General features: G+C 70.3%; 11 protein-coding genes and 2 tRNA genes. 10 read left to right on the top strand and 3 right to left on the bottom strand.

The window, feature by feature from the left end; translation table 11 throughout:
- The first annotated feature begins 3 nt into the window (after positions 1–3).
- Both QIS96_RS28405 and QIS96_RS28400 read left to right on the top strand, forming a co-directional pair.
- A complete protein-coding gene (locus QIS96_RS28405) occupies positions 4–684 on the top strand; it encodes an AIM24 family protein (protein WP_282545634.1) in 681 nt (226 codons plus the stop codon).
- A 16-nt stretch (positions 685–700) separates the two neighbouring features.
- Positions 701–1456, top strand: a complete 756-nt coding sequence (locus QIS96_RS28400; RefSeq protein ID WP_282545633.1) for an AIM24 family protein — start codon at positions 701–703, stop codon at positions 1454–1456.
- Between the two features lie 87 nt (positions 1457–1543).
- Here QIS96_RS28400 and QIS96_RS28395 read toward each other — a convergent pair whose 3' ends face one another.
- Both QIS96_RS28395 and QIS96_RS28390 read right to left on the bottom strand, forming a co-directional pair.
- Entirely contained in the window at positions 1544–2074 is a 531-nt protein-coding gene (locus QIS96_RS28395; RefSeq protein ID WP_282545632.1) for an NUDIX hydrolase, read from the bottom strand.
- Positions 2071–3537: a zinc-dependent metalloprotease gene (locus tag QIS96_RS28390; protein WP_282545631.1), complete on the bottom strand. Its 1467-nt coding sequence runs from the start codon at positions 3535–3537 to the stop codon at positions 2071–2073. The genes QIS96_RS28395 and QIS96_RS28390 overlap by 4 nt, the downstream gene beginning before the upstream one ends.
- A gap of 190 nt (positions 3538–3727) precedes the next feature.
- Between QIS96_RS28390 and QIS96_RS28385 the strand changes: the two genes are divergently transcribed.
- The 4 genes from QIS96_RS28385 (at position 3728) to QIS96_RS28370 (ending at position 7221) form a co-directional block, all read left to right on the top strand.
- Positions 3728–4837: an SDR family oxidoreductase gene (locus tag QIS96_RS28385; protein WP_282545630.1), complete on the top strand. Its 1110-nt coding sequence runs from the start codon at positions 3728–3730 to the stop codon at positions 4835–4837.
- Between the two features lie 167 nt (positions 4838–5004).
- On the top strand, positions 5005–5520 hold the full coding sequence (locus tag QIS96_RS28380; RefSeq protein WP_282545629.1) for a molybdenum cofactor biosynthesis protein MoaE: 516 nt from the start codon (positions 5005–5007) through the stop codon (positions 5518–5520).
- A gap of 282 nt (positions 5521–5802) precedes the next feature.
- A complete protein-coding gene (locus tag QIS96_RS28375; RefSeq protein ID WP_282545628.1) occupies positions 5803–6039 on the top strand; it encodes a hypothetical protein in 237 nt (78 codons plus the stop codon).
- 81 nt (positions 6040–6120) lie between these two features.
- A complete protein-coding gene (locus QIS96_RS28370) occupies positions 6121–7221 on the top strand; it encodes a YlbL family protein (protein ID WP_282545627.1) in 1101 nt (366 codons plus the stop codon).
- A gap of 113 nt (positions 7222–7334) precedes the next feature.
- Here the strand turns inward: QIS96_RS28370 and QIS96_RS28365 are convergent, their stop codons facing one another.
- Positions 7335–7892, bottom strand: a complete 558-nt coding sequence (locus tag QIS96_RS28365) for a PPA1309 family protein (protein WP_282545626.1) — start codon at positions 7890–7892, stop codon at positions 7335–7337.
- Between the two features lie 165 nt (positions 7893–8057).
- On the opposite strand from QIS96_RS28365, the gene QIS96_RS28360 reads away from it, so the two are divergent.
- The 4 genes from QIS96_RS28360 (at position 8058) to QIS96_RS28345 (ending at position 13546) form a co-directional block, all read left to right on the top strand.
- Complete coding sequence (locus QIS96_RS28360; RefSeq protein ID WP_282545697.1) at positions 8058–10973, top strand: UPF0182 family membrane protein; 2916 nt, start codon at positions 8058–8060, stop codon at positions 10971–10973.
- Positions 10974–11051: 78 nt separating this feature from the next.
- A tRNA-Met gene (locus tag QIS96_RS28355) sits at positions 11052–11125 on the top strand.
- A gap of 242 nt (positions 11126–11367) precedes the next feature.
- Positions 11368–13389, top strand: coding sequence for a tetratricopeptide repeat protein (locus QIS96_RS28350; protein ID WP_282545625.1), 2022 nt, complete (start codon positions 11368–11370; stop codon positions 13387–13389).
- Positions 13390–13472: 83 nt separating this feature from the next.
- Positions 13473–13546, top strand: a tRNA-Met gene (locus tag QIS96_RS28345).
- Positions 13547–13571 lie beyond the last annotated feature (25 nt).

The following is a 13571-nucleotide window of genomic DNA, read 5'->3' as shown; positions in this document are numbered from 1 at the left end:
TCAATGAACCAGCAGCTCGCGGGCTTCGCCCCGACTCCCGTCGCGGCCCGGATGGAGAATCACGGCCGCAGCATGGTGAAGATCGCCATGCAGAGCGGACAGGACGTCTTCGCGCGTACCGGCTCGATGGTCGCGTACGAGGGTTTCGTCCAGTACGAGCCGAACCCGCCGGCCGTGCGGCAGATCGCCGGCCAGTGGATCACCGGTGAGGGCACCCCGCTGATGAAGGCCAGCGGCGACGGCATGCTCTACCTTGCCGACTACGGCGCGGACGTCGTCGTCATCAACCTCAACGGCGAGGGCCTCTCCGTCAACGGCACCAACTTGCTCGCCTTCGACGCGAGCCTCCAGTGGGGCGTCGAACGCGTCAAGGGGCTCGCCAAGTTCGCCGGCCAGGGCCTGTGGAACGTGAAGCTCGGTGGCCAGGGCTGGGTCGCGCTGACCTCGCGCGGCGCCCCGATCGTCGTCGACTGCGGCAGCGGCGAGGACGAGACGTACGTCGACCCGGACGCTCTGGTGGCCTGGTCCCCGAACCTCAAGGTGAAGGGAAAGCGCAGCTTCAAGGCCTCCTCGATGATCGGCCGAGGCAGCGGCGAGGCGTACCAGATGGCCTTCTCGGGCCAGGGCATCGTCGTCGTACAGCCCAGTGAGGACAGCAGCGACCGTCTCCGGATCCGGGGCTAGGGGGAGCGAACACATCATGCACAGCCCGCTTTTCGCTCACCAAGAGCAGCAGACCCAGGATCGCTACGCCATCCAGAACCCGCAGATGCTGCGGGTCGCCCTGGAGGGCCACGACGACGTCCTCGCCCGCAAGGGCGCCATGGTGGCCTACCAGGGCCTCATGGAGTTCGACGGCGAGTACCAGTCGCAGGGGCAGCGCCGCGCCCGCGCCAACACCGGCGAGGGCCTCGACCTGATGCGCTGCTCCGGGCAGGGCACGGTCTACCTGGCCAACCTCGCGCAGTACATCCACATCGTCGACGTCGACCAGCAGGGCCTGACCGTGGACAGCAGCTACGTCCTCGCGCTCGACTCCCAGCTGCACACCGAAGTCATCGCTGTGGACAGCCAGTTCGGCATCTCCGGCTCCGGCAAGTACCAGCTGAACATCACGGGCAGCGGCAAGGTCGCCCTGATGACGTCGGGCCAGCCGCTGATGCTCCAGGTCACGCCGGAGAAGTACGTCAACGTCGACGCGGACGCGGTCGTCGCCTGGTCCAACTCCCTGCGGGTGCAGATGCAGGCGCAGACGCATTCCTCCGGTGTGCGCCGCCGCCGCGGCAACACGGGTGAGGGCTGGGAGCTCAGCTTCATGGGCACGGGCTTCGCGCTCGTCCAGCCCAGCGAGCTGCTGCCGCCGCAGAACGCCGTGATCGGCAGCGGTATCGCCGCGCAGTACGGCATGGGCCAGCAGGGCGCCCGCGGTCAGAACCGCGGCAACGCCTGGGAGTAGTCGCCAACAGGGTTGAAACGCCCACCTGTTGAGAGCATGTGTAAGGGGCGGTCATTGTGGTGACCGCCCCTTACACATGCCTTGCTCTCAGAGTGCCGCGCGCGTCGCCTCCAGAAGCTGCACGACCGATTCATCGGCCACGCCCGCCACTTCGTCGTACGCGAACCAGCGCACGTCCAGGGACTCGTCGCTGATCGCCTCCACCGCGCCCGCCGGGGCCAACGCGGCGTACTGCACGTCGAGATGCCAGTTGCAGGGCGCCGGGATCGGGTGCCGGTCCAGCTTGACCGGGCCGCCGGGGAGCAGCGTGAGCCCGGCGATGCCCGACTCCTCGGTGGCCTCGCGCAGGGCGGCCGCAGCGAGCGTCGCATCGCCCGGCTCACAGTGCCCGCCCATCTGCAGCCACATCCGTAGCTTCTTGTGCAGCGTCAGCAGGACACGGCCGCGGGACGGGTCCACGACGAGCGCGCTCGCCGTGATGTGCCCCGCCTCGCAGGCCTTCCACATGCCGTCCTGGTGCGCCGCCAGGTGATCGAGGTAGGCGGCGCGCAACTCGCCCTGCTCGCCGCCCTGTTCGTACTCCTTGAGCACGAGGGTCGCGTCGTCGTGGAGGCTCACTTCTCGCTGTCGCCCTCGCCGCTCTCGTCGCCCTCGGCCTGCTCGCCCTCGGCGTCCTTCTTCAGGTCGGGCTTGGCGCCGGAAGAGCCGCTCGCGGCCTCGCCGAGCATCTTGTCCAGCTCGGAGAAGTCCAACTGCTCGCGGTGCACGAAGCCGTCCGGGTCGTCCAGGTCCTCGGCCGTCGGCAGCATGTCCGGGTGCTCCCACAGGCCGTCCCGGCCGTCCACACCGCGCGCGTCGGTGAGCGACGCCCACAGGCGCGAGGCGTCCCGCAGGCGGCGCGGCCGCAGCTCCAGGCCGATCAGGGTGGCGAAGGTCTGCTCCGCGGGCCCGCCCGAGGCGCGGCGGCGGCGCAGCGTCTCGCGCAGCGCGGCGGCGGACGAGAGCCGGTCCTTGGCGGCCTCGTGCACCACGGCGTCGACCCAGCCCTCGACGAGTGCCAGCGCCGTCTCCAGACGCGCGAGCGCGGTCTTCTGCTCCGGTGTGTCCTCGGGCTGGAACATGCCCTGCTGGAGCGCCTGCTGGATCTCCTCGGGGTTCTGCGGGTCGAACTGGCCGACCACGTCCTCCAGCTTGGAGGTGTCGACCTTGATGCCGCGCGCGTACCCCTCGACGGCGCCGAACAGATGCGAGCGCAGCCACGGCACGTGCGCGAAGAGGCGCTGGTGGGCGGCCTCGCGCAGGGCGAGGTACAGCCGCACCTCGTTCAGGTCGACGCTCAGGTCCTTGCCGAACGCCTCGATGTTCAGCGGGAGCAGCGCCGCCTTGCCGGCCGGGCCGAGCGGAAGGCCGACGTCACTGGAGCCGACGACCTCGCCCGCGAGCGCGCCGACGGCCTGCCCGATCTGCTGCCCGAACATGGCGCCGCCCATGGAGCGCATCATGCCGATCAGCGGGCCCGCCATGGCCTGCATCTCCTCGGGCAGAACGTCGCCCATCGCCGTGCCGACGCGCTCGGCGACCGGGTCGACCAGCTCCTGCCACACCGGAAGCGTCGCCTCGACCCACTCCGCGCGGGACCAGGCCACGGCCGTGCTCGCACCGGACGGCAGCGACGTCACGCCGTCCAGCCACAGGTCGGCCAGGCGCACGGCCTCCTCGACGGCGCTGCGGTCCGCGGGGCCGACGCTCGCGTCCTTCGTGCCGTCCGCGGTGCCCTGGGAGACCGTCTGGCGGGCGATCTGCTTGGCCATGTCCCAGTTCACCGGGCCGCCCTCGTACGACAGCATCTGGCCGAGCTGCTGGAAGGCCGCGCCCAGGTCGTTCGGGTTCATGTTCCCGAACATGGCGGCGAAGGGGTTGTCGCCGCCGCCCGGGGCGCCGGCGCCGGGGAAGCCGCCGAAGCCGAACGGGTTCGCCGCGCCGCCCTGGCCACCACCGCCCTGCTGGTCCTTCTTCTTGCCCTCGTCGCCGTTCTCCGGCTCCTCCGGCGGAAGGCCGAATCCGAATGGGGTGTCACTCACGGGAATCCTCGGCTCGTTGGGCCGCCGACTCGGTGCCGACGGCGTTGCCCGACTTTGCCATCCAGCGTAGACACCGACACAGCTTCCGGGCTCGGTGCTCCGCAGTGTTCCGGGCTGCGGCAGGATGGATGCCACCTGGTACGAACGCGTCAACCGCGCGCGTACTGAAGACAACCGCTGGAGACGCCTGGTGAGTTCCCCAGATCCGCAGGTTCGCGCAGCGCGAAACCGCTCAACCCCGGCCGCGGCCCGCGGCCCCGTCGTCGCGGTGACCGGAGCCGCATCGGGCATCGGTGCGCTGCTCGCCGAGCGCCTCGCGGCCTCGGACGAGATCAAGCAGGTCGTGGCCATCGACGAGCGGCGCGGCGAGTGTGCAGCGGCGCAGTGGCACATCCTCGACGTCCGTGACCCGGCCATCGCGGAGAAGCTGCGCGGCGTGGACGTCGTCGTGCACCTGGCGCTCGACCTCGACCTGGAGTCCGACTCCGCGGCCCGCACCGCGTACAACGTGCGGGGCACGCAGACGGTGCTCACGGCGGCGGCCGCGGCGGGCGTCCACCGGGTCGTGCTGTGCACGTCGGCGATGGTCTACGGCGCTCTGGAGGACAACGACCTGCCGCTGTCGGAGGACGCCGAGTTGCGCGCCACCGCAGAGGCGACCGGGGTCGGCGACCTCCTGGAGATCGAGCGCCTCGCGCGCCGTGCGCCGCGCGCCCACCCCGGGCTCAATGTGACGGTGCTGCGCCCTGCCGTGCTGGTGGGCGGTACGGACACGGCTCTCACGCGCTACTTCGAATCGCCCCGCCTTCTCGTAGTGGCGGGTTCGCGTCCTGTCTGGCAGTTCTGTCACGTCGAGGACCTGTGCAGCGCGCTGGAGTACGCCGTACTGGAGAAGGCCGAGGGAGAGCTCGCCGTCGGCTGTGACGGGTGGCTGGAGCAGGAGGAGGTCGAGGAGCTCAGCGGGATCCGCCGCATGGAGCTGCCGTCGACGGTCGCTCTGGGCGCTGCCGCGCGACTGCACCGCATCGGGCTCACACCGTCCCCTGCGGGCGACCTCGCGTACACGATGTACCCGTGGGTGGTCAGCGGCACCGGTCTGCACGACGCGGGCTGGCGTCCGCAGTGGACGAACGAAGAGGTCCTCGCCGAGCTCCTGGAGGAGGTCTCCGGGCGGCACACGGTGGCGGGCCGCAGGCTCGGCCGCAAGGACGCGACGGCCGCGGGTGCGGCGGGCGCGACGGTGGCTCTGCTCGGTGCGGCAGCGGTCGTCCGCAGGGCGCGACGGAGGCGCGGCATCTGACGGCGTACGACGGGCACCGCGCGGTGTGGCGGTTCCGGCCGGCCGGAAGAGGCGGTTCATGCGGGGCGGAACGGCCTGCACTTCTGTAGTTCCCTCCGAGGGCAGGGCCGTACGACCGGTCGAAACCGCTATTCCGGATGTCGGTGCCGTGGGGCACGATGGACGGTATGGCAGCACGGAACGATCACCCCGGTGAGCAGGCGGCACAGGCCCCGGCCGGCGCTTCGCACGACCTCGACCGCGCCCCGGCGGACCCGCAGGCGGACCCGATCCGCCTGCTCGCGATCAGGGACGCCCCGCTCTCGCTCGACGAGGTCTTCGCGGCCGTGGGCGACCCCACGGCGGGCGGCACGGCCCTGTTCGTGGGCACGGTGCGCAACCACGACGGCGGGGCGGACGTGGACGCGCTCGGGTACTCCTGCCACCCCACCGCCGAGGCCGAGATGCGGCGCGTGGCCGACAAGGTCGTCGCCGACTTCCCGGTGCGCGCCCTTGCCGCGGTGCATCGCGTCGGCGATCTGGCGGTGGGCGATCTCGCCGTGGTCGTCGCCGTCTCCTGCCCGCACCGCGCGGAGGCGTTCGCGGCCTGCCGCAAGCTGATCGACGACCTGAAGCACGAAGTGCCGATCTGGAAGCACCAGCGCTTCTCGGACGGCACGGAGGAGTGGGTCGGAGCCTGCTAGCCGGCTCCGCGCGGCCTTGTGCGGCTCCGTGCGCTCCTGCCGGAGCCGCCCGCGTCCCCCGGTCGGCCCTCACCGGACTCGTCCGGTTCGGTGAGTCGTACGTGGTCGACGGTGTGGAGCCTTGCACGCACAGGTGTGGACGTTGTGGCTCCGGTTGCGTAACCGCACCCCTGAGGCGAGCGTTGACCATGCAGATGGTTAATCTGCTGATCAGTCGGTTGAGGTCGCTCATGGGGTCGGGAGGTCGGCATGGCGGCGCTTGCGTGGTTGCTGATTCCGCTTATGTCTGCGATCTGTGCGGGAATGTGGGGCAGTTGGGCTGCCCGCAACCGCCGGACCGGCGACGGCACGGAGCTCGCGGGGTACGCGAAGTTCCGCGCCGCCATGGAGAAGACGGAGGACGGCACAGCCGCCGAGGACTCCGACGAAGGCCGGCCCGCCCTGTCGGACGCGGCCGCCGCGGAGCCGTCGCGGATGCAGCGCGCAGGTTCCGGTTCGGACCCCGCCCGAGTCTCCTGAACTGCGGCGTCGCACCGGGTCCGGGCTCGTACGGACCGGCCCCGGCGGTGCACTGACAGACCTGTCCCGTACTGTCGTTCCATGCCACGCCGCACCGCGACGATGCTCGCTTCCACCCTGATGCTGATCGCGCTTCTGTGCGCGGGAGTCCTCATCAAGGTCCCGTACTCGGAGATGACTCCGGGACCGACGGTGAACACGCTCGGGGACCACGGCGGCGAACCGGTTCTGCAGATCAGCGGCCACAAGACGTACCCGACGACCGGGCACCTGAACATGACGACGGTCCGCGTCACCAGCGCCGACTACAACATGAACCTGTTCCAGGCGGTCTACGGATGGCTGGGCCACGACAACATCGTGGTGCCGCACGACACGCTCTACCCGGACGGCAAGACCGAGGAGCAGTCCAGCCAGGAGAACGCCGAGGAGTTCAGCCAGTCCCAGGAGAGCGCCAAGGTCGCCGCCCTGAAGCAGCTGGACATCCCCGTGCAGACCCGGGTCGTCGTCTCCACCGTCGTGAAGGCGAAGCCGGCCGAGGGCAAGCTGCACGCGGGCGATGTGATCAGGGCCGTCGACGGCACCGCGGTGAAGCAGCCGTCCGACGTCGCGAAGCTCGTCACCCAGCACAAGGCGGGTGAGAAGGTCGTCTTCACCGTCGTCCCGGCCAAGGAGGCGGCCGCCGCGGAGAAGGCCGGCAAGGAGCCCACGAGCACCGAGCGGATCACCGTCGCGACCGCGGCCGCCGACCCGAAGAAGGGCGACAAGCACGCGATCGTCGGCATCGAGGCGGGTACGGACCACACCTTCCCGTTCAACATCGACATCAAGTTGGCCGACGTCGGCGGTCCCAGCGCGGGCCTGATGTTCGCGCTCGGCCTGGTGGACAAGCTGACGCCGGAGGACCTCACGGGCGGCAAGTTCGTCGCCGGCACCGGCACGATCACCGAGACCGGCGAGGTCGGCCCGATCGGCGGCATCGAGATGAAGACGGTGGGTGCGCGCGACCGCGGCGCCGAGTACTTCCTGACCCCTGCCGAGAACTGCGCCTCCGCAGCGAAGGACATCCCCGCGGGCCTCACGCTCGTGAAGGTCAAGAAGATCGACGACGCCGTGGAGTCCCTGAAGGACATCCGCGCGGGCCGGACCGGCAGCCTCCCGAGCTGCACGGCCGCGAAGTAGACGACAAGCGAAGTGGGGGCGCCCTCGGCGAAGAGGGCGCCCCCACTGGCGTACAGCCGCAGCCACAGCCGTGACTACGGCAGCAGCGGCAGCGGCAACGGCAACAGCAACGGTTACTCCGCGAACGTCGCCGCCAGCGCGTCCGCCAGGCCCGGCACCAGGTCCGAGCCGGTGAGGACCTCGGTCGGGGAGTCCTTCTCGCGCAGCCGCAGCGCCGACTCACGCGCGCCGTCGCGCAGCACGGCGACCGTCATCCGGACCTCCTGGCGGTCCGGGTGCTCGGCCACCCACTTGGTCAACTCGGCCTCGCTCAGGCCCTTCGGGACCGAGGTCTCCGCGGACGGCGGCAGCATCAGCCGCTCCACGGAGAGCGCGCAGCCGGCCACCGCGTCGGGCCAGGCGATGGTGCCGAGGAACTCGTCGAGCGGGCTGCCCTTGGGCAGCTCCTCCTGCTCGATGGGGGTGAGGGTGCCGGCGGGCTGCTCGTCGCCGAGGCCGAGGCGGTCGGCGAGGCCGGGCTCCTGGCTGCGCAGCTGAGCGGTGTCGACGAGGGCGAAAAGACGGGCGGGCTGGTCCCAGCCGATGCCGGCGACGTAGTCGTCGATCTCGAGCACGGCGCGGGTCAGCGGGCTCGCGGCCATCGGGGGTCCGGAGGGGGTCTGGTTGGGCATGAGCAATATCCTGCCTGGTTCATGCCCGAGATCGGGAACTGAGTAAAGCTTCAGTAAGTTGCATCAATGGGCTCTACGATCGCTGAGCCCCCAGACAACAGCTCGTCAGCAGCTCAACAGCAGCGACCAACAGCGAACTTCGAGGTGCGCACCTTGGCTTTCCAGATGCCGGACCGCGGCGGAGGCCCATCGGGGCCACGGATGAGAGTGGGCCGACCCTCCCGGCGCGTCCGCACCCTGCTCCTGACGCTGGGCGTCCTGGCCGTACTGGCCATGCTCTTCGTCATGTTCGCGGGGTTCTGGACGGACTGGCTCTGGTACCGGTCGGTCAAGTACTCCTCCGTCTTCACCACCACCCTGTGGAGCAAGATCGGACTGTTCGCGGTCTTCGGTCTGCTCATGGCGGTGGCGGTCGGCGTGAACATCTGGCTGGCGCACCGCCTGCGCCCGCCGCTCAGCGCCATGTCGATGGAGCAGCAGAACCTCGACCGGTACCGAATGGGAGTCGCTCCGTACAAGAAGTGGATCCTCCTCGCGATCACCGCCCTGGTCGGCCTCATCGCCGGCGCCTCGGCCGCGGGCCAGTGGCGCACGTGGCTGATGTGGGTGAACGGTGTCCCGTTCGGTCAGAAGGACCCGCAGTTCGACCTTGACGTGTCGTTCTACGCCTTCGATCTGCCCTGGTACCGCTTCCTGTTGGGCTTCGGCTTCGCGGCCGCCGTCCTGGGCCTGATCGCCGCCGCCCTCACGCACTACCTGTACGGCGGGCTGCGCGTCACCAGCCCCGGCGCGCGTGCCACGGCCGCGGCGACGGGTCACCTGTCGGTGCTGCTCGGCATCTTCGTCGCCCTCAAGGCGGTGGCGTACTGGCTCGACCGGTACGGACTCGCGGTCAAGTCCAGCGAGTTCAAGGCGGCGGGCAACTGGACGGGCCTCAGGTACGTCGACGCGAACGCGTACCTGCCGGCCAAGACGATCCTCTTCTGCATCGCGGCGATCTGCGCCGTGCTGTTCTTCGCGACGCTCTGGCGGCGCACCTGGCAGCTGCCCGTCATCGGCTTCGGCCTGATGGTGCTCTCGGCGATCCTGATCGGCGGCCTCTACCCGGCCATCGTCCAGAAGTTCCAGGTCGAGCCGAACGAGCAGCAGAAGGAGTCGCCGTACATCGAGCAGAACATCGAGGCGACCCGCAAGGCGTACGGCATCGACGGCGCCAAGGTCGCCGACTACTCGGGCAAGGGCAAGACCGGTGAGCAGATGCCGAAGGAGCAGCTGCGCAAGGACGCGGACGCGCAGGCGAGTTACCGCCTGATCGACCCGAACGTCGTCGGTCCCACCTTCGACCAGCTGCAGCGCCAGCGGAAGTACTACCAGTTCCCGACCACGCTCGACGTCGACCGCTACAAGGACGCGGCCGGCAAGGAGCAGGACACCGTCATCGGTCTGCGCGAGCTCGACCTCGACGGCATCCCGAAGCGGAACTGGATCAACGACCACTTCACCTACACCCACGGCTACGGCGCGATCACGGCCAAGGGCACCAGCACCGACCCGAAGGCCGACCCGGCCGGCTCCCCGGACTTCACCGAGTCCGGACTGCCGACCAAGGGCCAGCTCGGCGAGTACCAGCAGCGGATCTACTATGGCGAGAAGACCCAGCAGTACTCGATCGTGGGCGGCCCGCAGAAGGAACTCGACTACGAGGCCGACGGCGAGAAGACCACCAGCTACCAGGGCAAGAGCGGGGTCAACCTCTCCAACCCGGTGAACAGGGCGGCGTACGCGGTCGCGTTCAGCGAGCCGCAGATCCTGTACTCGGGCGCCATCGGCGAGGGTTCCCGGATCCTCTACAACCGCACGCCCAAGGAGCGCGTCGAGGCGGTGGCCCCCTGGCTCACCATCGACGGCGACGCCTACCCGGCGGTGGTCGACGGCAAGATCCAGTGGATCGTCGACGCCTACACGACGAGCAACGGCTATCCGTACGCCTCGCGCACGACGCTCGGCGACACCACGGCCGACTCGCTGACCGCCGCCAACAACCAGCGGACGGTGGTGGCCCAGGAGAACCAGGTCAACTACATCCGCAACTCGGTCAAGGCGACGGTCGACGCGTACGACGGCTCGGTCAAGCTCTATCAGTGGGACGAGAAGGACCCGGTCCTGAAGACGTGGATGAGCGCCTTCCCGGACACGGTCAAGAAGAAGAGCGAGATCTCCCCGGAACTGCGCGAGCACATGCGCTACCCGCAGGACCTGTTCAAGGTCCAGCGCGAGCTCATGACCCGCTACCACGTGCAGAGCCCCTCGCAGTTCTACAGCGGCTCGGACGTCTGGCAGGTCCCCAACGACCCGACCAACAACGAGAAGAACGCGGTTCCGCCGTACTACCTGAGCCTGAAAATGCCGGGAGACAAGAACCAGAAGTTCTCGCTGACGACGACGTTCACCCCCAACGGGCGGCCCAACCTGGGAGCGTTCATGGCGGTCGACGCCGACGCCACCAGCAAGAGCTACGGCTCGATAAGCGTTCTCAACGTGAAGTCGGACGTCCCCGGCCCCCAGCAGGTGCAGAGCGAGCTCAACGGTGACCCCGAAGTCGCCGAGTTCGTCCGCAACTTGAGAGGCACCGACTCGGACATCGTCTACGGCAACCTGCTCACGGTGCCGATGAACGACGGCTTCCTCTACATCGAGCCGGTGTACGTGAAGGGCGGCAGCGCCAACTATCCGCTGCTGAAGAAGGTCGGCGTCCAGTACAACCGCGAGACGGTCTTCAAGAACACCCTCGGCGAGGCCTTCAACGCGATCTTCGGTGCGGAGGGCGAGAGTCCGGAGCAGCCGCCGACCAGCCCGGACCAGCCACCGTCCACCAACCCGACGGTCCAGCAGGCCCTCGAGGACGCGCAGGGCGCCCTCGAACGCGGCGAGGAAGCCCTCAAGAAGGGCGACTGGCAGGCGTACGGCGAGGCGCAGAAGGACCTCGAAGAGGCCCTGAAGAAGGCGACGGACGCCGAGGCCAAGGCCCGCGAGGAGGAGGCCGGCAACAAGAGCGGCGAGAAGCCGGGAGACAAGAGCTGACGGCGCCGCCGGGGACGGGAGCCCGTCCCCGGCGGTCAAGCCGCCCCTCCGCACCGTGGTACGGTTGCAACACAACGACGCGGGGTGGAGCAGCTCGGTAGCTCGCTGGGCTCATAACCCAGAGGTCGCAGGTTCAAATCCTGTCCCCGCTACTGAATGACGAAGGCCCGGATCCTGAATCAGGATCCGGGCCTTCGTCATGCGTGCGCCACGCCCCTTTTGGCCTATCTGTGCACCGCTCTGACCGGCGGTGTTGAAGTCACCAGTGCGGCGGGCGGGGCGAGTTGAGAGATCTGTGTTTGACTTATCTCTCTGTGGGCATGTCGACAAAACGTTGTAGTGACCTCACTGGCATGGGTATACAAGGTGTACCCGGGTTGCAGGTGGTGCGACGATGGACGTTATGGGGGACAAGGCAACTCTGTTGGAAACAGGGCGACTTATGCAGTCGGCCGACGACCGGGACGACCCCGGTTCGGTCGCGGAGGAGGCACGCCATCGGCTTGCCGCCGAGGCCGGCGACGTCGCCTCGATGAGCGTGCTCGGCGCCCTGCTGCTCCGCCGAGGAGACTTCGACGGCGCGGAGCCCCATCTGCGCGCCGCGACCGCCGAGGGCGACCGCGCCGCGGCCAACAACCTGGGCGTCCTGCTGCACCAGCGCGGGTACGCCGACGAGGCCGCCGGCTGGTGGCGGATCGCCGCCGTCGCCGGATCCGCCCCGGCCGCGCACGCCCTCGGCCGCCACCACCGTGAGCGCGGCGACGAGCCCGCCGCCGAGTACTGGCTGCGCCAGTCCGCCGAACAGGGCCACGTCCTGGGCGCGTACGCACTCGCGGACCTCCTGGAGCACCGCAGCGACGTCGGCGCCGAACGCTGGATGCGCGCCGCCGCCGAGCGCGGCCACCGCGAAGCGGCGTACCGCCTGGCCCGTGCCCTGGAGCGGCGCGCCGCCGATGAACTCCCGCCCGGCAGCGGCCCGTCCACCGGCACCCGGCACCGCGTCGTCACCGGCGGACCGAACACCGGACGGCACACCGTGCGCGCGGCCGAGCGCGGCGCGGCCCGGCCCGTCGTGTTCGGCGCCGGGCTGCTGCGCTCGGCGTCCGTGGTGATCGGCATCGACGAGCCGGCCCTCGACGGACCGGCGGCGGACGACAGCGTCGTGGCGCCGGTCGAGGACGTCGCGGCCGGGGCACAGTTGACGCTCGCCGAGGAGATCGAGCAGTGGTACCGGCAGGCTGCCGCGCGCGGCCACCGCCGGGCCGCGCTGCAGCTCGGCGCGATCCTGGAGCAGCGCGGCGAGCTGAAGGAGGCGGGCCGCTGGTACCTCACGTCCGCCAAGGACGGCGAACCGCGTGCCGCCTGCGCGCTCGGCTTCCTGCTGCGCGACGCGGGCGACGAGGAGAACGCCTCCGTGTGGTGGCTCAAGGCCGCCCAGGACGGCGACGGCAACGCGGCCAACGCCCTCGGCGCCCTGCACGCGGAGCGCGGCGAGACGCAGACCGCCGAGCGCTGGTACCGCGCGGCGATGGACGCGGGCGACGTGAACGGTGCGTACAACCTCGGGCTGCTCTGCGCCGAGCAGGGCCGCACGGCACAGGCCGAGCAGTGGTACCGCCGCGCCGCGTACGCCGGGCACCGCGAGGCCGCCAACGCGCTCGCCGTGCTGCTCCTGCAGGTCGGCGACACCGCGGGCGCCGAGCCGTGGTTCTCCAAGGCCGCCGAGGCGGGCAGCGTGGACGCCGCGTTCAACCTCGGCATCCTGCACGCCGGCCGGAACGACGAGGAGACGGCACTGGTCTGGTACGAGCGTGCCGCCAAGGCCGGGCACACCGAGGCCGCGCTCCAGGTCGGCATCGCCAAGATCCGCGAGGGCGATCTGCGGACGGCCGAGCGCCATCTGCGGTGCGCGGCGGGCGGCGGCAGCGCGGAGGGCGCGTACCGCCTGGGCACGCTGCTCGACCGGAGCGAGACGCGCGCGCCCGCCGGCACGGTGCTCGGCGAGGCGGTCAGCGAGAAGAGCGAGTGCGAGGAGTGGTACGAGCGGGCGGCCGAGCTGGGCCACCGGCGCGCTCAGGTGCGCGTCGGCACGCTGGCGGCGGCCCGCGGCGATGTGGTCGAGGCCGCGCGCTGGTACCGCGCGGCGGCGGAGGCGGGCAGTCTTGGCGGCGCCTTCAACCTCGGCCTGCTGCTCGCGCGGGAGGGCAGCGAGCCGGAGGCGCTGCTGTGGTGGACGCGGGCGGCCGAGGCCGGGCACGGGCGGGCGGCGCTCCGCCTCGCGCTGCTCTACGCGCGTCGGGGCGACCTGGCCGAGGGGCAGAAGTGGTGCGCCCAGGCGGTGCGGCTCGGTCCGGCGGAGGTAGCGGAGCGGGCCGGGCGGCTGCGGGACGCGCTGCAGCAGGAGCTGACCGCCTGAGGCTCGCTCCGAGGGCCTCGCTGAGGCCTCGTGGCAAGGAATTTGCGCTGGTCGAAAGCCTCGCGTACTGTTGTGCTCACCGACGCGGGGTGGAGCAGCTCGGTAGCTCGCTGGGCTCATAACCCAGAGGTCGCAGGTTCAAATCCTGTCCCCGCTACTGAAACCGAAGGCCCGGATCTCAG

It is taken from the genome of Streptomyces cavernicola, from assembly GCF_029968035.1.
Taxonomy (GTDB): Bacteria; Actinomycetota; Actinomycetes; order Streptomycetales; family Streptomycetaceae; genus Streptomyces; species Streptomyces cavernicola.
The sequence above is the reverse complement of the archived record's forward strand: the minus strand, read 5'-3'. Positions and strand labels throughout refer to the sequence as shown.

Excerpts from the sequence above, each read along its gene's own strand:
- QIS96_RS28400 (WP_282545633.1), top strand. The coding sequence starts at position 701 with ATGCACAGCCCGCTTTTCGCTCACCAAGAGCAGCAGACCCAGGATCGC.
- QIS96_RS28360 (WP_282545697.1), top strand. The coding sequence starts at position 8,058 with ATGCCGGACCGCGGCGGAGGCCCATCGGGGCCACGGATGAGAGTGGGC.
- QIS96_RS28375 (WP_282545628.1), top strand. The coding sequence starts at position 5,803 with ATGTCTGCGATCTGTGCGGGAATGTGGGGCAGTTGGGCTGCCCGCAAC.
- QIS96_RS28365 (WP_282545626.1), bottom strand. The coding sequence starts at position 7,892 with ATGCCCAACCAGACCCCCTCCGGACCCCCGATGGCCGCGAGCCCGCTG.
- QIS96_RS28405 (WP_282545634.1), top strand. The coding sequence starts at position 4 with ATGAACCAGCAGCTCGCGGGCTTCGCCCCGACTCCCGTCGCGGCCCGG.
- QIS96_RS28350 (WP_282545625.1), top strand. The coding sequence starts at position 11,368 with ATGGACGTTATGGGGGACAAGGCAACTCTGTTGGAAACAGGGCGACTT.
- QIS96_RS28370 (WP_282545627.1), top strand. The coding sequence starts at position 6,121 with ATGCCACGCCGCACCGCGACGATGCTCGCTTCCACCCTGATGCTGATC.
- QIS96_RS28380 (WP_282545629.1), top strand. The coding sequence starts at position 5,005 with ATGGCAGCACGGAACGATCACCCCGGTGAGCAGGCGGCACAGGCCCCG.